Origin of the sequence: Mesorhizobium sp. WSM4887 (assembly GCF_029625865.1) — a bacterium.
GTDB lineage: Bacteria > Pseudomonadota > Alphaproteobacteria > Rhizobiales > Rhizobiaceae > Mesorhizobium.
The window spans coordinates 950399-970537 of the sequence record NZ_JARTVP010000001.1; the positions used below are offsets into that span (position 1 = coordinate 950399).

General features: G+C 63.3%; 18 protein-coding genes. 6 read left to right on the forward strand and 12 right to left on the reverse strand.

Going from position 1 to position 20139, the window contains the following annotated elements; all coding sequences use genetic code 11:
- Positions 1-31: 31 nt before the first annotated feature.
- The 4 genes from P9230_RS04515 (at position 32) to P9230_RS04530 (ending at position 4215) form a co-directional block, all read left to right on the forward strand.
- Positions 32-1072, forward strand: a complete 1041-nt coding sequence (locus tag P9230_RS04515; protein WP_095831663.1) for a sulfate/molybdate ABC transporter ATP-binding protein — start codon at positions 32-34, stop codon at positions 1070-1072.
- Positions 1073-1273: 201 nt separating this feature from the next.
- Complete coding sequence (locus tag P9230_RS04520) at positions 1274-2263, forward strand: sulfate ABC transporter substrate-binding protein (protein ID WP_278087367.1); 990 nt, start codon at positions 1274-1276, stop codon at positions 2261-2263.
- A gap of 255 nt (positions 2264-2518) precedes the next feature.
- Entirely contained in the window at positions 2519-2968 is a 450-nt protein-coding gene (locus P9230_RS04525; RefSeq protein WP_013530871.1) for an Rrf2 family transcriptional regulator, read from the forward strand.
- A gap of 95 nt (positions 2969-3063) precedes the next feature.
- Entirely contained in the window at positions 3064-4215 is a 1152-nt protein-coding gene (locus tag P9230_RS04530) for a hypothetical protein (protein ID WP_278117591.1), read from the forward strand.
- A gap of 83 nt (positions 4216-4298) precedes the next feature.
- On the opposite strand, the gene P9230_RS04535 is transcribed toward P9230_RS04530, so the two are convergent.
- From P9230_RS04535 to P9230_RS04580, 10 genes are all read right to left on the reverse strand, one after another.
- Positions 4299-4781, reverse strand: coding sequence for a gluconokinase (locus P9230_RS04535; RefSeq protein ID WP_082954084.1), 483 nt, complete (start codon positions 4779-4781; stop codon positions 4299-4301).
- Between the two features lie 80 nt (positions 4782-4861).
- Positions 4862-5848: an ABC transporter permease gene (locus tag P9230_RS04540; RefSeq protein WP_095802329.1), complete on the reverse strand. Its 987-nt coding sequence runs from the start codon at positions 5846-5848 to the stop codon at positions 4862-4864.
- A complete protein-coding gene (locus P9230_RS04545; protein ID WP_066990536.1) occupies positions 5845-6825 on the reverse strand; it encodes an ABC transporter permease in 981 nt (326 codons plus the stop codon). Before P9230_RS04545 ends, P9230_RS04540 begins: the two co-directional genes overlap by 4 nt.
- A complete protein-coding gene (locus P9230_RS04550; protein WP_095802328.1) occupies positions 6822-8369 on the reverse strand; it encodes a sugar ABC transporter ATP-binding protein in 1548 nt (515 codons plus the stop codon). Before P9230_RS04550 ends, P9230_RS04545 begins: the two co-directional genes overlap by 4 nt.
- Positions 8370-8444: 75 nt before the next feature.
- Entirely contained in the window at positions 8445-9569 is a 1125-nt protein-coding gene (locus tag P9230_RS04555; RefSeq protein ID WP_066990529.1) for a sugar ABC transporter substrate-binding protein, read from the reverse strand.
- Between the two features lie 295 nt (positions 9570-9864).
- Positions 9865-10893 (reverse strand): LacI family DNA-binding transcriptional regulator, encoded by a 1029-nt coding sequence (locus P9230_RS04560; RefSeq protein WP_067328901.1) that lies wholly within the window; start codon positions 10891-10893, stop codon positions 9865-9867.
- 192 nt (positions 10894-11085) lie between these two features.
- Positions 11086-11868 (reverse strand): ATP-binding cassette domain-containing protein, encoded by a 783-nt coding sequence (locus P9230_RS04565; RefSeq protein ID WP_066990523.1) that lies wholly within the window; start codon positions 11866-11868, stop codon positions 11086-11088.
- Positions 11861-14110 (reverse strand): ABC transporter permease, encoded by a 2250-nt coding sequence (locus P9230_RS04570; protein ID WP_278117594.1) that lies wholly within the window; start codon positions 14108-14110, stop codon positions 11861-11863. Before P9230_RS04570 ends, P9230_RS04565 begins: the two co-directional genes overlap by 8 nt.
- 80 nt (positions 14111-14190) lie before the next feature.
- A complete protein-coding gene (locus P9230_RS04575; RefSeq protein ID WP_095802325.1) occupies positions 14191-15273 on the reverse strand; it encodes a substrate-binding domain-containing protein in 1083 nt (360 codons plus the stop codon).
- Positions 15274-15508: 235 nt separating this feature from the next.
- Positions 15509-16741: an MFS transporter gene (locus P9230_RS04580; RefSeq protein ID WP_245475185.1), complete on the reverse strand. Its 1233-nt coding sequence runs from the start codon at positions 16739-16741 to the stop codon at positions 15509-15511.
- Positions 16742-16934: 193 nt separating this feature from the next.
- On the opposite strand from P9230_RS04580, the gene P9230_RS04585 reads away from it, so the two are divergent.
- A complete protein-coding gene (locus P9230_RS04585; protein WP_066992279.1) occupies positions 16935-17222 on the forward strand; it encodes a DUF3175 domain-containing protein in 288 nt (95 codons plus the stop codon).
- A gap of 46 nt (positions 17223-17268) precedes the next feature.
- Here P9230_RS04585 and P9230_RS04590 read toward each other — a convergent pair whose 3' ends face one another.
- Both P9230_RS04590 and P9230_RS04595 read right to left on the reverse strand, forming a co-directional pair.
- Positions 17269-18045 carry a FadR/GntR family transcriptional regulator gene (locus P9230_RS04590; RefSeq protein WP_278054260.1) on the reverse strand — a complete coding sequence of 259 codons (777 nt, stop codon included), beginning with the start codon at positions 18043-18045 and terminating at the stop codon, positions 17269-17271.
- 101 nt (positions 18046-18146) lie between these two features.
- Positions 18147-19043, reverse strand: coding sequence for an NAD(P)-dependent oxidoreductase (locus tag P9230_RS04595; RefSeq protein ID WP_095783976.1), 897 nt, complete (start codon positions 19041-19043; stop codon positions 18147-18149).
- Positions 19044-19199: 156 nt separating this feature from the next.
- On the opposite strand from P9230_RS04595, the gene P9230_RS04600 reads away from it, so the two are divergent.
- A complete protein-coding gene (locus P9230_RS04600) occupies positions 19200-20138 on the forward strand; it encodes an NAD(P)-dependent oxidoreductase (RefSeq protein ID WP_067329143.1) in 939 nt (312 codons plus the stop codon).
- Position 20139 lies beyond the last annotated feature (1 nt).

The window sequence follows — 20139 nt, forward strand, 5'->3', positions numbered from 1 at the left end:
GTAGCATGCATCAACTGATTGAGGGATCTGTATGGAAGTTCGCGTTGTCAACGTGCGCAAGGAGTTCGAGCGGTTTCCGGCGCTCCACGACGTTTCGCTCGACATCAGGTCGGGCGAGCTTATCGCGCTGCTCGGGCCATCCGGTTCCGGCAAGACGACGCTGCTCCGCCTGATCGCCGGCCTGGAGCGGCCCACCAAGGGCGCCATCTTCTTCGGCGAAGAGGATGCTTCGCAGAAGTCGATCCAGGAGCGCAATGTCGGCTTCGTGTTCCAGCATTACGCTCTGTTCCGACACATGACGGTTGCCGACAATATCGGCTTCGGCCTCAAGGTCCGGCACGGCGCCGCGCGTCCCTCGGCGCAGGAGATCCGCCGCCGCGCTTCGGAACTCCTCGACCTCGTCCAGCTGTCGGGGCTGGAAAAGCGCTATCCGGCGCAGCTTTCCGGCGGCCAGCGCCAGCGCGTCGCGCTCGCCCGCGCCATGGCCATCGAGCCCAAGGTGCTTTTGCTCGACGAGCCATTCGGCGCCCTTGACGCGCAGGTGCGCCGCGAGTTGCGCCGCTGGCTGCGCGAAATCCACGACGCCACCGGCCACACCACGGTCTTCGTTACCCACGACCAGGAGGAGGCGCTCGAACTCGCCGACCGCGTTGTCGTCATGAGCCAAGGTCGCATCGAGCAGGTCGGCTCGGCCGACGAGATCTACGACACGCCGAACTCGCCTTTCGTCTACAGCTTCATCGGCGAATCGAGCTCGCTGCCGGTCAAGGTTGACAATGGCGAGATCTGGCTGGCCGACCGGCCGGTCGGTCTGCAGGCGCCGCATGCGCAGTCGGGAGAGGCCCTGCTCTACTTTCGTCCGCACGATGTCGAGCTGCTCGACGGCTGCAGCGGCTGCATTGCCGGGACGGTCGCCGCCAGCCGCCGCGTCGCCGGCACAAGGCGGGTCGAGCTCGAGATCGGCGGCGAGCGTCAGCGCGTCGAGATCGAGCTGCCGGTCGACCATCCGGCGGCACAGAAGAGCCGGGTGGCTTTCAGGCCGAGGCGCTGGAAGCTTTTCCCGGCCTCCTGACCTATTTGCCGCCTGCCACGTCCAGGCGCCCGGTAGAGGAGCCGCGATGAATCAGGTTGGAAGAAAATCCTACCAAGCGGCTGTTCGGGCGGGAGATTTTCCCGCTGCTCGTGCGTCCCCCGGACCGCGTGCCTCGCGCAGCCAGGCTTTCCTTTTTATGGTCACACCATAGTTCTGATTGTCTGGAGGAGGACCGTTTTCATGAAGCGCTTATTGCTGGGTATTGCCACGCTTGCCGGCTTCGTCGTCCTCGCGTCCTCCCAAGCCTGGTCGGCCGACAAGCTGCTCAATGCCTCCTACGACGTCGGCCGCGAATTGTTTGCCGACATCAACAAGGCTTTCATCGCTGAGCATCCCGGCGTGACCGTCGATCAGTCCCACGCCGGGACCTCGGCGCAGGCTCGTGCCATCGCGGAAGGTTTGGCAGCCGACGTCGTCACCTTCAACCAGGTCACCGACGTCGATTTCCTGGTCAAGAGGGGTCTGATCTCCGCGGACTGGCAGAAGGATTTCCCAGACAACGCATCGCCTTTCTATTCGCTGCCGTCCTTCCTTGTTCGTGCCGGCAATCCCAAGCACATCAAGGACTGGAACGATCTGGTGCGTGACGACGTGCAGGTGATCTTCCCCAACCCGAAGACATCAGGCAATGCCCGCTATACCTATCTCGCTGCCACCGCTTACGCGAAGGAAGCCTTCAAGGGCGACGACGCCAAGGTGAAGGAGTTCATCGCCAAGCTGTTTGCCAACGTGCCGATCTTCGACACCGGCGGCCGCGCCGCCACCACCACCTTCGTGCAGCGCGAGATCGGCGACGTGCTGATCACCTTCGAATCCGAAACGCGCGGCATCCGCAGGGAATATGGCGACGACAAGTTCGAGCAGGTCACGCCTTCAGTCAGCCTGCTGGCCGAATTCCCGGTGGCGATCGTCGATAAGATCGCTGACGAGCACGGTAGCCGCGATCTCGCCAAGACCTATCTCGAATCCCTCTATTCGCCCGAGGGCCAGGACATTGCCGCCCGCAACGGCCTGCGGGCCCGCGACGCAGCAGTGGCCGCCAAATACAAAGCCGAGTTTCCCGACGTGCGCCTGTTGACGGTAGACGAGGTCTTCGGCGGCTGGGACAGGGTGCAGAAAGAGCATTTCGCGGCAGGCGGCTTGCTCGATCAGGCCTATGGCAGCCGGTAGCGCTTACAATCAAAAGAAGTGAAAAGCCGTCATCGCCGTCGGCATCGCCGGCTTTTTCAATCTGGAGCCGGCATCACTTTGCCGGCGAAATCGACGCGGCCAATGTGAAAAACATTACGAAGAATCAACGCGTTTGTGCCTAACCTGTGTCGATGAATTGTTGTGCCAAGCCGCGTAGCGCGGCCAAACTGTCATGATTTGCACACAAACAACCGCCAGATGCAGGCGCTTGGGGTTTGATAAACTGAATCGGGCATGCTGACCAAAAAAGGCAAATATGGCCTCAAGGCCCTCGTGCATCTTTCCGGCCTGCCGGCTGGCCAGCTTGCATTCGTCAACGACATAGCGGTCGCAAACAACATCCCGAAGAAGTTCCTGGACGCCATTCTGGGCGAATTGCGCAATGCCGGCTTCGTCCAGAGCCGCAAGGGCAAGGAAGGCGGCTATCGCCTCGCCAGGCCCGCTTCCGAGATCAAGATCGGCCATGTCGTGCGCGTGCTCGACGGGCCGCTGGCGCCGATCCCTTGCGCCAGCCGCACGCAATATCAGCGCTGCGAGGACTGCGACGAGGCGACGTGCCAGGTCCGCCACATGATGCTGGAAGTGCGCCAGGCGATCGCCGAGGTGCTCGACAACCGCAGCCTCGCCGCCATGCGCGACGCCGACAACGACGATTTCCCGGTCGAACTCACGTCGCAGATCTGACCGCTCAGCCGCGCCGTCTCGCCGTTGGTTGTCTGTCCGCGACAGACGCTGTAAATCGGCTGACGGATGGATCAAGGTTTGGGGGTATCTAACGCATGAGGCTGCCTCGGCTTGGCAAGTCCCGCAGGGCCAATCGGCAACCGTCATCCGCCAGCATCTATCATACCGAGATCATCGCCGACGTTGCAGTGCCGGAGCGCGGCGAGACCGTCCGCTTCTTCAGCCGCAAGCTCCTCCGCCCCGGCAAGTTGCGCAGCGTCTCCAACAAGGATCTGCGCGAAAGCCTGCTATCCATGTTCTATCTCGGGGTGGCGGCGGTGCTGCCGGTGGCCTGGTGGGCGCCGATCTGCGATTGGGTTTCGACGCTTCGACGCAAGCGTCATTTTCGCAAGGATTTCGCGCGGTATGACGTGGCGATCAAAGCGGTGCTTGGCGATGATGCCGACACGCGAAGCCTTTTCAGGGGACATCTCGCCGCCGCGCATCGCCGCCGTCTGATGCTTGCCGCTCATCTGGCGCCTGGCAGGCGCTGGTCGCCGGCGATCCGGCTGGAAGGCATCGACGGCTTGCGCGAGGCCTTGCAGCGCGGCCGCGGCGCCATCGTCTGGTGCGATCAGTTCGCCGCCCAGACGATCATGGGCAAGCGCGCCCTCTTCGAAGCCGGCATCGAAGCGCACCAGGTGAGCGTCAACTTCCACGGCTTTTCGGAAAGCAAATTCGGCCTGCATGTGATCAACAAGCCGCTGGTCGAGGTCGAAAACCGGTTTCTGAAGAGCCGCATCGTCTTTGAGCGCGCCGAAGCCTACCAGGTTACGGCGCGCATCCAGAAGACGCTGAAGGAGAACGGAGTCGTGCTGATGACCAACACCATCCACGCGGGATCTACCTTCACCGAGAGCGCCATGGGCGAGCGTGGCTGGACCCACCACGCCTCGGCGCCGGCGAATTTTGCGGCGCGCGCCGGCGCTGCGCTGTTTGGCATGTCGACCCTGGAGACAGTGCCCTTTCGCGAATACCGGGCGATCGTCAGTCCCGAACTGAAGCCCAACGCTGTCCAGCCTGCATCCCGGCCGGCAAAGGACGTGGCGGCAAAGAACCTCGTTCTGCAAGCGGCCTATATCCTGCTCAAGCGCGACCGACTGCTGGAAGCGGTCAAACTGCATCCCGAGCAGATGATGGCCTGGTCCAGCGCCAACCGGCTCACCGGACAGCAGGATCAAGCCGCGATCGGCGCCGACGCCGCATAATGCATTTCCCCCAGACGCGCAGCGGTTTTGGGTCAACGACATGCATCAGAACGAAGACTGAAAAGTGCGTCGCCTAAATCTGGTCAGCTCGAGGGGCTTGAGCTCAGTGCTTGCTTAAGGATGGCCGCGACGCTCCGCGCGCCATCCGCCGTCACCGCCGGTTCGTCCGGCTCCGGTTCTTCCAGGGTCGCGAACTGGCTGTCGACCAGACTCGCCGGCATGAAATGGCCTTTGCGCCCCGACACCCGTCGCCGGGCAGTCTCGCGATCGATCTTCAGATAGAGGAAGACGATGCCCGGGCAAAAGCTGAGCAGCCGGTTCCGGTAGCTGCGCTTCAGCGCCGAACAGGCCGCCACCGGCTTGTGTCCCTCGCCGACCGAGGCTGCGATGCGCTCGCCGATGGCATCGAGCCAACCCTCGCGCAACGCATCCGTCAGCGGCTCGCCGCGCGCCATGCGCGCCACGTTTTTCGGCGGATGCAACCGGTCGCCCTCGATGAAGACCGCGCCCAGCGCCTCGGCCAGCGCTTCGCCCATCACCGTCTTGCCGCAGCCGGCGACCCCCATCACGACTATGGCCGGCGCTGACCGGATGTCGTTCAATGGAAACCTCCGACGGCTGTGACCTTACGATCCTTCATCCACAGTCAGCGGCTTGCCGGCGCACGGCCATAGAGCAAAAGCATGGCCACGATCACGACGCCGTAAATGATCTGCCGCCCCGCCTCCGGCATCTGCATGACCGACAGGATCGATTGCAGCAGCGTGATCAGGATCACGCCGGCGACGGTGCCAAGATATGAGCCGCGGCCGCCGAGGATCGAAGTGCCGCCCAGCACCACGGCGGCGATCGACGGCAACAGATAGGCGTCGCCCATCGACTGCGCCGCCTTCGATGCGTAGCCCGCGAGCAGGACGCCCCCGAAGGCCGAGAGCCCGCCGGAGACGGCAAAGGCAATCAGCACCACGCGGCGCGTGTCGATTCCGGAAAGATAGGCGGCGCGCTCACGGTTACCGATGCCGTAAACGACGCGGCCGAAGGAGGTGCGGGTCAGCACGAAAACCATTGCCGCCCCTATCAGCGCCCAGATGATCACCGCGTTCGGCACCCCCGGAATGGTGAAGCCGGTCGCAAGGTAGCGCATCGCCGCTGTCGCCGAATCCTGCGGCGAGAACCCGCCCGTATAGACCACCATCAGCCCTTGCGCGACGGCGTTGGTGGCTAGAGTGATGATCATCGAGGGAATGCGCAAATAAGCCACGCCGACGCCGTTGACGATGCCGATCGCGACCCCGCACAGGACGCCGAACGGGATGGCGAGCGCGACGCCGACCGGACCGTAGGCTGCAGCGGCACAGGCCATCATCGCGCCGGTCGCCACCGACCACGGCACGGAAAGGTCGATCTGGCCGAGCAGGATTACCAGCATCATGCCGGTGGCGATCACGCCGAGGAATGACGCGACCTTCAGCTGCTGCAGGAGATATTCCGGCGAGAGAAAACTGCGCGAATAGAGGCTGCCTAGCAGAAGCAGGATAACGATGCAGGCAAAGGCGGTCGCCACCGCCGGATCGGCGCGGCGGATGAATTTCGGCATGCGGCTGGCGATGCCGCCAAGCGTCGTTTCGCTCACAGGAACCACTCCAGCCGGTTGCGCACCCGAAACAGCGCGAAGGCGCCGAGGCTGACCGCGATCAACAGGATGATGCCCTGGAACAGCGGCTGCCAGAGCGGGTCGAAATCGAAGACGAACAGCAGGTCGCCGATGGTGCGGAAGGCGAGCGCTCCGAAGATCGCGCCAATAGCGCTGCCTTTGCCCCCGAACAGCGAGACGCCGCCGAGCACAACTGCCGCGATCGAGAACAACGTGTAGGCATTGCCGCTCGCATAGGCAGCCTCGCCCGTATAGGTAAAGAAGGTGAGGAACAGGCCGCCAATCGCGGCAAGCAGTCCGGCCAGCGTATAGGCAAGGAACTTGCCCCTGCGGATCGGCACACCCGACATATAGGCTGCCGTTTCGGACGAGCCCGCAGCGTAAGCGGCGCGGCCGAGCTCGGAGCGGCGGAACGGCACCCACACGACAAGCACGACGACGAACAGCGCCATCAGGCTTGCCGGCACGACGCCGAAGAAGCGCCCTGTCAGGAAATCGGCGACGTCCTCGTTGACCGATCCGCCGGGAACCGGTCGCAAAAGCAGCGCGAGACCGAAATAGACGGCGCCCGTGGCTATCGTAGCGACGATCGGCTGCAGGCGCCCGTAGATCACGATGGCGCCGTTGATTGCCCCGCAGACGAGCCCGGTGCCAAGCACAGCCACCAATCCGAACGCCGTCTCGAGACCCGTGCCGATGACGAGCCAGGAAGCCATGCAATTGGTCAGCGTGAAGATCATGCCGACCGAGAGATCGATGCCGGCGGTGATCACAACCAGCGTTTGCGCCATCGCCACGAAGGCAAGCAGAACGCCCTTGTTCGCCGCCGTCTGCACGACATTGGCCGTGAAGCCGGCTGGATGATTGCCGCTGTAGATCGCGAACATGACGATGAAGATGGCGAACGCCAGCAGCGTTCCGCGCTGTTCGGCCAGCCAATAGCGCCAATCCTTCACGCGCCCTCTCCTTGTTCTGCCCGCCCGCTGCCGCCGTGGATATTCAGCGCGCTGGCGATCAGCGCGTGCTCGGTGATATCGGCGCCAACCAGCTCGCGCTTGATGGCGCCGTCATAAAGCACGAGCACGCGGTCGCAGCAGCCGATCAGCTCGTCATAGTCGGTCGAATAAAACAATATCGCGGCGCCGGCGTCGGCGAGCTTACGCATCAGCTGATAGAGCTCCTGCTTGGTGCCGACATCGATGCCGCGCGTCGGATCGTTGAGCAGAATGATGCGCGGCTGCCGCATCAGCCATTTGGCGATCACCACCTTCTGCTGGTTGCCGCCGGACAGCGCCCCGACAGGGATATCGAGCCCCGCCGTCTTGATGGCCAGTAATTCAACCATGTCATCGATCAGCCGCTGCTCGGCGGCACGGTCGATGACGCTGGCCTTGGACAGCCTGTCTAGTGCTGCGAAGGAAAGGTTCTCGCGCACCGTCATCGGCAGCATCAGCCCTTCCGTCTTGCGGTCTTCCGGGATCAGCGCCATGCCGATACGGTCATCGCTGGCGGCTGCCGGGCTGGCAATCGAAACCTTCTTGCCGTCGACCAGGATCTGCCCGGAAAGACCTCGCAGAACGCCGAAGAACGCCAGCAGCAGCTCACGCTGACCCTGCCCGTCGAGCCCGCCCAATCCTACGACCTCGCCGGCCGCAACCGAGAGCGAGATATTGTCCAGCCTATCGCTCCAGGACAGGTTGCGCGCCTCCAGCACAGGAGCCGCAACCGTCTGGGGCCTGGTCGGCTTCGGCGGAAAGATGTGGCTGTATTCTCGGCCGATCATCAGCTCGACGACTTCGTTGTCGCTCTTCGATCCAGCCCGATAGCTGGCAACATTGCGGCCGTTGCGAAACACCGTGCACTGGTCGGCAAGCTCGGAGATCTCGTTCATTCGGTGGGAGATATAGAGCAGCGCCAGCCCTTCCTGGCGCAACCGCTTCAGCACCTCGAAGACCTTCGCGACATCGGCGGCGGTCAGCGCCGACGTCGCTTCGTCGAGGATCAGGATGCGCGGCTTCCTGGCCAACGCCTTGGCGATCTCGACCATCTGTCGTCGCGAGAGCGGCAGGTCCTTGATCAGCGCCAGGGGGTGAATATCGGCGGCACCCGCGCGGGCAAGCGCCTGTTCCGCGAGGCGCCGTTGCGCCTTGCGGTCGATCATGCCGAAGCGTTTCGGCGGATCGGATATGACGATGTTGTCGGCGACGCTCAGCTCCGGAATGAGCGACAGCTCCTGAAAGATGCAGACGATGCCGGCCTGGTTTGCCGCGGCGGGCGAAGCAAATGTCACCTCGCGGCCGTCCAGGGTCATGGTACCTTCATCCGGCGCAACGACACCGGCCATGACCTTGATCAAAGTCGATTTGCCGGCGCCGTTCTCACCGAGAATGGCGTGGATACTGCCGGCCGTGACGGTGAGATCGGCCTTTTCCAGGGCGCGCACGCCGCCATAGCGCTTGGATATGCCTTCCATGCGGAAGAGCGGAGCCGCGCCGTTCATCAGCCCTCCCCAGGCCAGTTCGTGATTGGCATCAAGCGGCCGGCGTCGCGGCTTCCGCGACGCCGGTCCGTCAGACTATTTGTTTTCCTTGGTCTGGCCCATGATTTCCTGCGCGGTGAAATTGATGCCGCAGGTCGGGAAGGAATTGCCGACGAAGAAATTGTCGGACTGATCGGGGAAGTAGTCCTGCCCTGCCTTGAAGTTCGGATCCTCGACGATGGCCAAAGGCAGCTTGACCGACTGCGGCACGACATTGCCTTCGAGCGCGGCAATCGCCGTCTTGATGGCAACGGCAACCTGCGCCGGGCCGGTACCGGCCGACGAACATTTCAGCCCGTCCGCCGCATGCGCCGCGCAGAATTTGCGGAAGCCGTTTTCCGTCTCGCCGCCGAACGGCACGAACGGATGCTTGGCGTCGATCATCGCCTGCACGATGCCGGTATCGCCGCCTTGCCCTGTGATGCCGTCGAACGGTCCGCTGGTGGCGATCGCGTCGGCCGTGGCTTTCTGCGCCACGCCGTCGTCCCACTTGCCGACGACCTCGGTGACGTCCCATTTCTTGCCCGACGCGTTGAGAACCTCGTGAATGCCATTGTGCCGGTCGGTATCGACGGAGGTACCCGCGACGCCGCGCACCTCAAGCACTTTGCCGCCGTTCGGAACGTGCGAGACCAGCCATTTGCCCCACAATTCGCCGAGCCCCTTCTGGTCGACATTGACGTTGATGGCGTCCTTGGTGTCGAGGATGTTGTCGAAGGCAACCAGGATGACACCGGCTTCCTTGGCGCGCTTGATCACAGGCCCGAACGCGGTCGGGTTCTGGGCGTTGACGACGATCGCGTCGAAGCCGGAATCGATGAAGTTATTGATCGCCGAGATCTGCGCCGGCACATCCTCGCCGGTCGATACCACCTTGAATTCCTTCAGCTTCTTGGCGACGTCCGGCTGCGCGGCATAGGCTTTGGCCGTCTGGATCATCTGGATGCGCCAGGTATTGGCGATGTAGCCGTTCGCGAGCGCGATACGATAGGGCCCTTCCTTCTTCGGATATTTGAAGAATTGTGTGTCGGCCGCCCAGGGCGCGAAGCAGTCGGGCTCGGCCGAGGGCCCTTTGACGATTTCCGGATCGGCGATCGCCGACGAGCTCAGCATGACAAATGCAGTGGCGGCAACCACACCGCCAACAAGTGACTTGATCATCAGTATTCCTCCCAGTTGCAGTTCTGCTTGTTGATTAAGTCCTGGCGTTTTGGCCGGCACCTCCTGCCGCATCCAATCGCCTGCCGGCCGACCTTTGCCGCCCGCTGCCTCCTCTTGCCTCGCCTGAGGGCAATTCAGCAAACTATCATATTATACATAATAAACAAGTACGGACTGTTTGCTTATGTATAATAAACAGCGCCTCGCGTCTGCCATCTTATTGCTCGACGCAGAAGATGGTAGCGCTACCATGCAAGGTAGTAAACCGGCATTTGCACAGTCGTCTTTGCGTGTTTCAACGTGCGGTGCTCTCGCGGCGAATGAGCTCGAAACCGAGATCGACAACCCTCTGCTGGGGCCTCCGGCCCGCAATCGCCGCCAGCGCCATCGCCACTGCCTGCCGTCCGATTTCATAACGATGCGTGCGAACGCTGGTGACCGAGGGGAACGCCGCCTGCATCATGTCGAGGTCGTTGAAGCCGACGATGCCGATGGCCTTCGGTACCGCGATGGCGGCGCGGCGACATTCGAACAAGACCCCCAGCGCGATATCGTCATTGTTGCAGAAGACGCCGTCGAGCGACGGCATCTTGGCCAGAGCATCGCGCAAAAGCTCGCGGCCGAGCGTCACGCTGGACAGTAGCGGCGTGGTGGTGACCAGGCGGGGATCGAACAGGCCGGCCGACTCCATGGCCGCGCGATAGCCGGCAAGGCGCCGCTGCGAGCGCGGGTCCATGCGCGCGCCGATGAAACCGATGCGCCGATAACCTGCCTCGATCAGGTGCTCGGTGGCAGCGCGGCCACCGTCGAAATGCGAGAAGCCGACCAGCATATCGACCGGATCGTGTCCGGTTTCCATCACTTGCACCACCGGGCAGCCGGCCGTCTCCAGCAGCTTTCGCGACTGCGGCGTCTGGTCGATGCCGGCGACGATAAGCGCCGCCGGGCGCTGCGAGGCGAACAGCTGCAGCAGCCGCTCCTCTTCCAGGCCCGAATAGTGGGTATTGCCCATCTGGATGCGGAAAGGGCTGTCCGAAAGACTGTCATAGATGCCGCGCACCACTTCGGCAAAGACATTGTTGGTGAGCGACGGCACCAGCACGCCGAAGACCTCCGCGCGCGCCGAAGCCAATGCGCGCGCATTGGGGTCCGGGATGTAACCGAGCTCGTCGACGGCGACCTGTATCTGCCGGCGCAGATCTTCCGAGACCCGCCCAGGCTCGCGCAGCGCACGCGACACGGTGATCGCGCCGACGCCCGCCTTGCGCGCCACGTCGGCGATGGTCGGGCGGCCGCCGCCGCGCCGCGAGCGCGGCCTTGTCACCGCCTTGTCCTTTTTGCACGAAAGGAGCGCAGCGGCGAGTTGACGATCAACAGTTTAGCCACAGCAACCATGTTTCGCAGCCCGTCCCATTCTGGTTGGGTCGCGCAGGCCATGGCCGTTGTCAAGCCGACGAATTTTGGTTCAGCCGACCCCCGGCAGAGGCGATAAACCCCGGGGTCAATGCCTCGGTGGTCAGACCGCCCTCGCTTGATCGGCCGTAAGCGCCTGCTCCCGCGTGCCGGAGACGATGATCTCAAGGACCTCGTGCTCGTCGGTGTTCCTGACATGACGGTCGCCGACATTCTCGCCGCGCTTGAGCACCATGACACGGTCGCCTACGGCGAAAATGTCGACCAGCCGATGCGAGATGATGATCTGGGCAACACCCTGCCTTTTCAGTTCCAGCATGGTCTCGAGGAGCCGCGCGGTCGCCATCACCGAGAGATTGGCGGTCGGTTCGTCGAGGATCACGACGCGTGGCTCGAACGAAATCGCGCGGGCAATCGCCACGGATTGCTGGCGACCGCCCGACAGGCTCTCGACCTTCTGGAAAACGGAGTTCACGTCCACCTTGAGCCGCTTCAGCACGCTATCGGCTTCCGCGTACATCTTGCGGCGATTGACGAAAGGGCCTTTGCGCGGCCAGCGGCCGAGAAAGATGTTCTGGCCGACATCCATGTTTCCGCAAAGAGCGAAATCCTGGTAGATCATCTCGATGCCCGCATCGCGGCTCTCATGCGGACTCTTGAAGTGCACCGGTTGACCGGCGACGAGGATTTCGCCGGCGTCGCGCTGATAGGCGCCGGTCAGGATCTTCATGAGCGTCGACTTGCCGGCCGAGTTGTCGCCGACCAGTCCAAGGATCTCTCCGGGATAGAGCACTAGATCGACTTTCCGAAGCGCCTGAACGGCACCGAAGGCTTTTTCGATGCTTCGCATTTCCACGATCGGTTGAGGCAACGCAGCATCAGGCATGAATGGTTTCCCGGGTTCGTGCGCCTCGCGCGAGGCGGGCTCGCAGGCGACCGAAGATATTGGCCTGGCGCACCCAGATGTCGATCAGCACCGCGACAATGAGGATGACGCCGATGAAGACATTGATCCAATGCTGCGGCATGCTGAAGCCCTGGACATTGAGCTGCAGGAGGGCCCTAACGAGTGTGATCACGGCTGCACCGGCCAGAGAACCCAGCATGGTGCCGTAGCCGCCGAAGATCGACCCGCCGCCGATTATCACCGACGCGATGGCGTCGAGTTCGCGGAACTGGCCTGCAACGGGGTTGAAGCTTCGGAAATAGGCGACGTTGATGATCCCGGCCATCGTCGCGCAGAACGCCGCCAGCATGAGCGAGATGAAGCGCGCCCGGTTGGTGTTGATGCCGGCATAGGCGGCGGCGCGGATGTTGCCGCCGGTTGCATAGACCTTTTGCCCGAACGGCGTGTAGGCGAGCACGACACCGGCAATCCCGGCGACGAAGATCATCCAGACCGTCTGCACGCTGACCACCTCGGCCAGTGTTCTGAGGATGCCATCCGGAAGCACGATGCTGAAGTAAAGGAGGATGTCATTCACCTTGCGGCCGAGCAAATTGTAGCCCTCCGGCCAGCCGGTAAGCTGCTGCCCGGCGACGAACCAGGCCGCGAGGCCGCGGGCGATGTAGAACATGCCAAGCGTTGCGATGAAGGCCGGCAGTTTCAAGCCAACGGCGACGACAGCGTTGACGAGGCCGGCAAGCATTCCCGCAAGGAGGCCCATCGCGACAGCGGTGACGGGGTCGGCGCCCAGGACCTTCAGGAAATAGGCCGCCGCGCTGCCGGCGAGCGCCAGGACGGCTCCGACGGAGAGGTCGATATCGCCGGCCGCGATGACGTAGGTAAGCCCGACCGTGATCAGCGCCAGTTCCGTATAGTTGAGCAGGATCGCGAAAGTGTTGGACAGGTTCCACCAGTAATCCGGCCTGAGGAAAAGGCCCGTGAGCCACAGCACCACTGTCAGGATGACGGCGAGGGCATCGCGCCGGGCGAGGAACTTGCCGAACCCCGTTGCCGACAGTGCGATGTCGGTCGCCATCGCGCCCTTGGTCACCACGCCCTCGAGCGCGACCCCGCCGATCTCGAAGGCCGGGGGCGGCGGCCTGCCGCGCAGCCATGCCCAGAGGCGCGCCGCGACCTGGCGGCGGATGAGATAGGGTTCGATCAGCACGGCGATGACAAGCAGCAGTCCGAGGAAGACCGGAACCGCGCCCACTGGCAGGGAGTAGACGGCGTTGACCGTCACCTCCTCCTCGCCGATCTTGATGGTGCGCGTGATCGGCAAACCCTCGCGCAGCACCTTGTCGAGCAGAACGACCAGCATGGCGCCGAGGCAGGACCCGGCGACGCGGCCGCGACCGCCTAGAATGGAAGCGCCGCCGATGATCACCGCGGCGATGACGGTCAGTTCGCCGCTGACGCCGTAAAGCGGGGTCACGCCCTTGTCCTGAGCGGCCGACAGGAGGCCGGCAACGGCGGCACAGAGCGACGAGAGCAGATAGGCACGGATGCGCACCCAGTTCGTCGGTATGCCAGCATAGACTGCTGCCTGCTCGTTGCCGCCCGTCGCAAAGGTTTCGTAGCCCCAGCGAGTGTTGGCGAGCACGTAGGCGCCGATCACGGCAACGACCGCGAAGATTGCGATCTGGTTGTTGAAGCCGAAGACGTTCGTCTCGCCGAGATGGAAGAAGAGCGGGGCCTCCTTCGCTTTTCCTGGATAGTAGATCGCCTGACCGTGCGTCAGGGCGAGGACGAAGCCGCGGCCGATCAGAAGCGTGGTCAAGGTGGCGATGAACGCCGGCACTTTTAGGATGGTAACGAGCACGCCGTTGACGAGGCCGATCAACATCCCAAGAAGGACGCAGACGGTCACCGACATGACGATGCCGAGATCGGCGAAGCTTGGCGCGAACAGCCTCGCAAAAACGACGGCCACAAGGCCGTAGATGGAACCGACCGAAAGGTCGAGGTCCTTGTTGATGATGACGAAGGTCATTCCGACGGCGATGATGGCGACCCGCGAGGTATCGCGAAGCAGTGCATGGAACGCCTCCGGCGAGCCGAAAAACGCCGGATTGACGGCAGCCCCGCCGAGATAGATCAGCGCCAGCAGGGCAAGCAATCCCATTTCCCAGCCGCCGATGAGCTGGGGTGGAAGGCGACGAGCGAGAGCTTCAGCGGGCATTCTTTGATAAAAGGTTCCGAAGGCCAAAATGCGCGGGAGGACACCAGCCCTCCCGCGCCGGTTCAGTGTCGCTTTGACATTCAGTTCTCGAAACGCTTGCCGACCTTTCCAACGGTCTCCTGCGTCACGAGTTGGGCGCGCGTGTCGAGATTGGCGGCCGCGATGCCGCGATCGATCTGCAGATAGAGTTGCATGACCGGATAGAAGCCCTGCAGGAAGGGCTGCTGCCCGAGCGCGCCGGTCAGGTCGCCGCTCTTCAACGCATCCTGCTGCGCCGGACCGAGGTCGAACCCATAGGCGCAGATCTTGCCGGTCTTTCCGGTTTGGGCGACGGCCTTGGCCAGCGCTGGCGTGAACACGTTGTTGCCGGCGAAGGCGCCGACAACGTCACCGCGCGACTCGAACAGCGTCACGATGCCGTTCACCGGATCGTTCGGATTGGTGTCGATGCCGGTGTTCTCGGGACCTGCGTCGACCTTGAAGGCCTCGAGCTTGCCGGCATCCTTCAGGCCTTTGACGATCGCGTTGAAGGCCGCGGTGACGCGATTGTTCACCTCGATGTTGCCCATCGCGGTCGATGACGGCAGAACGATCGAGCCCTTCTCGATGCCCTTGTCCGCCAGGCACTTGACGAGTGCCTCGCCGGCGATCGCCGCGGCGGAGGCGTCCTGACCGGTGTGGCTGATGCCGCTGCGGTCGAGGATCGTGCCGTCGAAGGAATTGGTCGTTGCTACCGGTATGCCCTTGGCCGCGGCAGCCTTGACGATGTCGTTGTAGGCGCCGACCTGGGGCGTTGTCATGATCAGCCCGTCGATCGTCGGATCCTGCACGATCTGATTCAGGATTTCGATCTCGCGGGCCGGGTCGTCGGTCGGAGATTCCGAGCCGAGCAGCAGTATCTTGGCGCCGATCAGATTGCCGGCGGCGGTTGCGCCGACATAGACCGGATCGAAGAAGCCGTTGCCGGCCGTATGTGTGACGATGGCGAAGGTGAGATGGCCATCGGCCGAATGGAAATCCTTGGTGGTGGGGGCTTCCTTTGCGGCTTCCTCGAAGCTGTAGCCGCCGACTGCTTTCTCGACGCCGCCGGACTGCGCGAAGGCGGAGGGCACGCCGAGCAACAACGCCGCGGCGGATGCCGCGAGCGGGAAAGTACGTCTCATGATTATCCTCCCTTGCATTCAACGGGCGGAAGCCGTTCGAGCGCATTTATTCAGGAGATTTTCCGACTGCTTCCTCCCACTTTCGCAATATTCCGCCCAAAGCCTTTCCAAGTAAATAGCCTGCTGCACCCAGTATTCGGGCGCGACGCCATACGAAAGTGCACGGACGAGTATCACCTGGCCCCACCTTTGCGCCGGTAGACAAGCTTGCAATGGCCAGGGTTGCCGGCGGAAATCAGGCCGGCGCTTCCGCGCCTCGCCTCGCCTTCCACATAAGCAGCAAAATCGCCGCGAGATTGACCAGGTTCCAGGCGATGCCGTTGAGGAAGGCGGCGGCATAGGAGCCGGTTAGATCGTAGATCCAGCCCGACATCCAGCCGCCGGCGGCCATGCCGAAGATCGTCGCCATCAGGACGATGCCGACGCGCTGGCCGGCTTCCTTGGCCGGCATGTAGTCGCGCACGATGATCGCATAGCAGGGAACGATGCCGCCTTGCGAGAGGCCGAACACCAGCGACACCACATACAGCGAGGCCAGCCCGTCGAAGGGAATATAGAACAGCAGCGACAGGCATTGCAGCGCCGAGCCGATGATCAAGGTTTTCACCGCGCCGATGCGATCGGCGAGGAAACCTGAGCCAATGCGGCTGACAACGCCCGCCGCCAGCATGATCGACAGCATGTCGGCGCCGCGCGCGACGCCGTAGCCGAGATCCATGCAATAGGCGACGATATGCACTTGCGGCATCGACATCGCCATGCAGCAGCCGAAGCCGGCAATCACCAGCAGCATCTGCAACGCCGCCGGCGACAGCGAGATTGGCTGCGTCGGCCGGCTTCCCGGCGAGCCATGGGTGGCTTCGCGCGGCGCGCCGCGGCGCAGCATCAGCACCAGCGGCACCATGGTAGCGAGGCAGAAGATGCCGATCGCGGCATAGGTGAACCGCCAGCCTTCGCCTTGCATGACATAGGGCATCACCGTCGGCCAGACTGCTCCGGCAAGATAGCTGCCGGATGCGGCCGCGGTCACCGCGACCCCGCGGCGCCGGTTGAACCAGTGCGAGATGTCGGCGATCAACGGGCCGAAGATCGCCGATGTGCCGAGTCCGATCAGAAGCCCCTGGACAAGGCTGAACGCAAGGATCGAGCTGGTCAGCGAGGCGAGCAGGAAGCCCGCGCCGAGCGCAATCGCAGAGACGAGCGCCGGGATCCAGTAACCCATGCGGTCGATGGCGCGTCCGACCAGCATATTGCCGGCGGCGAAGCCGACCATGGTCGCGGTATAAGGCATTGAAGCCGCGGCCCTGTCGACGCCGAATTCGGCCTGCACGGCGGGCAGAACGACGACCACCGCCCACATGCCGGCGCCGCCGATCGTCGACAAAAGCATCGAGACGCCGAGCCGTACCCATGCATAGGCGCTGTCGATGCTGGGGCCATCTGCCCGGCTGGAGACGGTTGTCGTCACACCTTTCCTGTCCGCGCTTGTTGGTGATCGGGCGGTTTCCACCCCAAGTATCGGCGCATTCCCGGTGCCGAGCAGCGCCACAAGGGACAAATCCGTGGCTCCAGAAATCGGGAACCGGCCATGCCGCCCAGAGTTTTTGCCCCAAGAGAGCGTTGTGCCCAAGGGGAGTTGTGCCCCAGGAAGGAGGTTCGCCATGACCGCCAGGAAAAAATGGTCGGCCGAAGTGACCGCGCACAGCGATGCGCTGGATCTCGAGGAGCACATTTTCGAATCCGACGATGCCAAGAGGATCGCCACCTCGCTGAAGCGCTCGGCTGAGCACAGCCATCGCCGCAAGGCTGAGCCGTTCCGATCCGCGATGTCGATGCTGAATTTCTACATCAACCGCGCCGGCAGGAACCTGCCGGAGAAGCGCAAGCGAGTTCTGGAAAAGGCCAAGGACGAGTTGCGCGTCGCTTTCGGGCGCGAGAAGGAAGACTAAGGACTTGTCGAGGTCGGACCGGGCCTCACCCGGGTATCGGTAGGCCTTAGCGCGAGCGGATGACGTCGTCGGTATTCGCGAGCAGCTTGCGCACGGCGTTGCGCGCAGCATCCGGCCGCTGCAGCCGGATGTTCCTCTCGATCGCTTCGTGCAGTTTCTGGGCGTGCTGCAGGTCGTCCAGCTCGCGTGTCGTATAGGCGAAGAGATGATTGAAGGCGGATTCGATCAGGACGCCCAGGGGCACCAGGAGATCGTTGCCGGAGGCCCTGAGAATGGCCAGGTGGAAGCGGGTGTCGGCGCGCGTCCGCTCCTGCAGATTGGTCGCCTCGCCCATCTCGCGGCAGGCCTGGCTGATCTCGGCCATCTGCTCATCGGTGCGCCGCATTGCGGCAAAAGCCGTCGCCTCGGGCTCGATGATGTGGCGGAATTCCTGCACCGTCTTCAGGAAGACTTCACGGTCCGGCGACGTCGCGTACCAGGAGAGCACGTCGCGGTCGAGCAGGTTCCAGCGCTCCTTCGGCTCAACCCAGCTGCCGATTTTCGGACGTGATGCCAGAAGGCTCTTGGCCATCAGCATCTTGATCGCCTCGCGCACCGCCGAGCGGCTGACGTCGAAAGTCTCCGACCATTTGGCCTCGTTGGGCAGGATGGTGCCCGGCGGGTAGTCGCCGCGCACGATCCGAAGGCCGATTTCGCTGGCCAGCGAGGTGTGCACGCTGGCACCAGGGATGCGCGGCGCGTCCGGCCGGCGAACGCCAGCCATACGCTCGGCGGATGCCGCTTTCGTCGGCCTCTTATCGTTGTTCGGCTTTGCGTCCCGCATACGCCCAGAAAGTCCGGTTTTCAGAAGCTGTCAAGCGCGGCAAGGCCGCCTTTGCCGCTAGACGCCGCGCTGTGCACAGCTCAACCTATGTTTGTCGGCCCTCACGCTGTTTTGACGTATTTGCGCCAGCTGTGTTCGGGGCGGAAGCCGAGCACGTCCCGCGCCTTGCGGTTGGACAGTAGCGTCTCGAATTCACCGAGCTCGGCTTTCACCGGCACGCCTGGATAGAAACGCTTCAGCAACTCGGCCGTCGGCAGATCGGACGAGGTCTCGTCATTGGCGGCGTTGAACACCTGATAGCCCAGCCCATCCTTCTCGATGGCGCGCAAGGCGATCTGGCCGAGATCGCGGGCGTCGATATAGCTCCAGGCAATGCGCTTGCGGAAACCGGGATCGGCAAACCATTTCGGGAACAGCGCATATTCATGCGGCTCGATGACGTTGCCGATGCGCAGCGCATAGATGTCGAAACCGCTGCGCAGCGCGAAGGCGCGCGCCGTCTTTTCGTTGACGATCTTGGACAGGGCGTAGCTGTCCATCGGATCGACGTCATAGTCCTCGTCGAGCGGGAAATGGGTCGGGTTGCGCGGCTCGTTGGCGAAGACCAGGCCGTAGGTCGTCTCGCTGGAGGCGATGATCACCTTGCGGATGCCGAGTTTCACCGCCGCTTCGATGACGTTGTAGGTGCCCATCGCGTTGATGCGGAACACCTCGTTGTCCGGGGTGATCATGATCCGCGGGATGGCGGCAAAATGCACCACGGCGTCGACCGGCTGTGCGCGCAGCGATGGATCGAATTCATGCAGCCCGGCATAGCTCGACAGCGCGTTGAACACCTGGCCGCTGTCGGTAATGTCGGTGATCAGCGTGCGCACCTTCGGGTTGTCGAGCGGCTTGGTGTCGATGTTGAGCACCTGGCAGCCATGCTCGACCAGATACTGCACGACATGGCGGCCGGCCTTGCCGCTGCCGCCGGTGAACATGATCCGCTTCGTCATTTTGCTCTCCACATTTCTCAAGGATTGTGTGTATTGTCAGACAATATGGCATTCAGCAACGGCCTGCCAACCGCGATCCGCGAAACCCTTCTCCAGCAAAGCTCGCCGGCCGGTCGCGCCGGCGCCGACCATCAGGAAAGACAGGGACGAAACGACATGACCACCACCGCTGCCCGCGAAAACATCGGTTTCATCGGCCTCGGCCTGATGGGGCATGGCATCGCCAAGAACATCGTCGACAAGGGCTATCCGCTCACCTTCCTCGGCCGCAAGAACCGCAAGCCGGCGGATGACCTGCTCGGCCGCGGCGCAAAGGAAGTGGCCACGTCCAAAGAAGTGGCAGCGGCCTCCGACATCGTCTTCATCTGCGTCACCGGCTCGCGTGAGGTCGAGGCGATCATCCGCGGCCCCGGCGGGCTGAAGGAAGGTCTGAAGCAAGGCTGCGTGGTCGTCGATTGCTCGACATCCGATCCCGTCTCTACCGTCGCGCTGGCAGCCGAACTCAGGGCGCTCGGCGTCGACTATGTCGACGCGCCGCTCAGTCGCACGCCGAAGGAGGCCTGGGAAGGCACGCTCGACGCCATGGTCGGCGCGCCCGACGCGGTGTTCGCACGGTTGAAGCCGGTGATCGAAACCTGGGCCGGCCGCATCGTCCATATCGGTGACACCGGCGACGGCCACCGCATGAAGCTGCTCAACAACTTCATCTCGCTCGGCTACGCGGCGATCTATTCGGAAGCCTTGGCGCTGGCGCAGAAGGTCGGCATCTCGCCGCCCCGCTTCGACAGCGTGATCCGCAACGGCCGCATGGATTGCGGCTTCTACCAGACCTTCATGCGCTGGACGCTGGAAGGCGACCGCGACGCCCACAAATTCTCCATCGCCAATGCCTTCAAGGATTTGACCTATCTGGAATCGATGGCCGGCGCTGCCGGCATCGCCAATCCGCTTGGCAACGCCACCAAGAATTCGTTCGCGACCGCCTTCGCGGCGGGGCCGGCCGAGCAGTATGTGCCGATGCTGGCCACCCATATCGGCAAGCTCAACGGCGTCGACCTGATGCCGTCGAAGGGCGGCAAAAAGCAGACGATCTGAA

Coding starts and splice junctions, on each gene's coding strand:
- P9230_RS04555 (WP_066990529.1), bottom strand. CDS start 9,569: ATGATCAAGTCACTTGTTGGCGGTGTGGTTGCCGCCACTGCATTTGTC.
- P9230_RS04535 (WP_082954084.1), bottom strand. CDS start 4,781: ATGGGGGTCGCCGGCTGCGGCAAGACGGTGATGGGCGAAGCGCTGGCC.
- P9230_RS04550 (WP_095802328.1), bottom strand. CDS start 8,369: ATGAACGGCGCGGCTCCGCTCTTCCGCATGGAAGGCATATCCAAGCGC.
- P9230_RS04525 (WP_013530871.1), top strand. CDS start 2,519: ATGCTGACCAAAAAAGGCAAATATGGCCTCAAGGCCCTCGTGCATCTT.
- P9230_RS04515 (WP_095831663.1), top strand. CDS start 32: ATGGAAGTTCGCGTTGTCAACGTGCGCAAGGAGTTCGAGCGGTTTCCG.
- P9230_RS04585 (WP_066992279.1), top strand. CDS start 16,935: ATGACCGCCAGGAAAAAATGGTCGGCCGAAGTGACCGCGCACAGCGAT.
- P9230_RS04595 (WP_095783976.1), bottom strand. CDS start 19,043: ATGACGAAGCGGATCATGTTCACCGGCGGCAGCGGCAAGGCCGGCCGC.
- P9230_RS04565 (WP_066990523.1), bottom strand. CDS start 11,868: ATGCCTGATGCTGCGTTGCCTCAACCGATCGTGGAAATGCGAAGCATC.
- P9230_RS04600 (WP_067329143.1), top strand. CDS start 19,200: ATGACCACCACCGCTGCCCGCGAAAACATCGGTTTCATCGGCCTCGGC.
- P9230_RS04590 (WP_278054260.1), bottom strand. CDS start 18,045: ATGCGGGACGCAAAGCCGAACAACGATAAGAGGCCGACGAAAGCGGCA.
- P9230_RS04520 (WP_278087367.1), top strand. CDS start 1,274: ATGAAGCGCTTATTGCTGGGTATTGCCACGCTTGCCGGCTTCGTCGTC.
- P9230_RS04575 (WP_095802325.1), bottom strand. CDS start 15,273: ATGAGACGTACTTTCCCGCTCGCGGCATCCGCCGCGGCGTTGTTGCTC.
- P9230_RS04530 (WP_278117591.1), top strand. CDS start 3,064: ATGAGGCTGCCTCGGCTTGGCAAGTCCCGCAGGGCCAATCGGCAACCG.
- P9230_RS04570 (WP_278117594.1), bottom strand. CDS start 14,110: ATGCCCGCTGAAGCTCTCGCTCGTCGCCTTCCACCCCAGCTCATCGGC.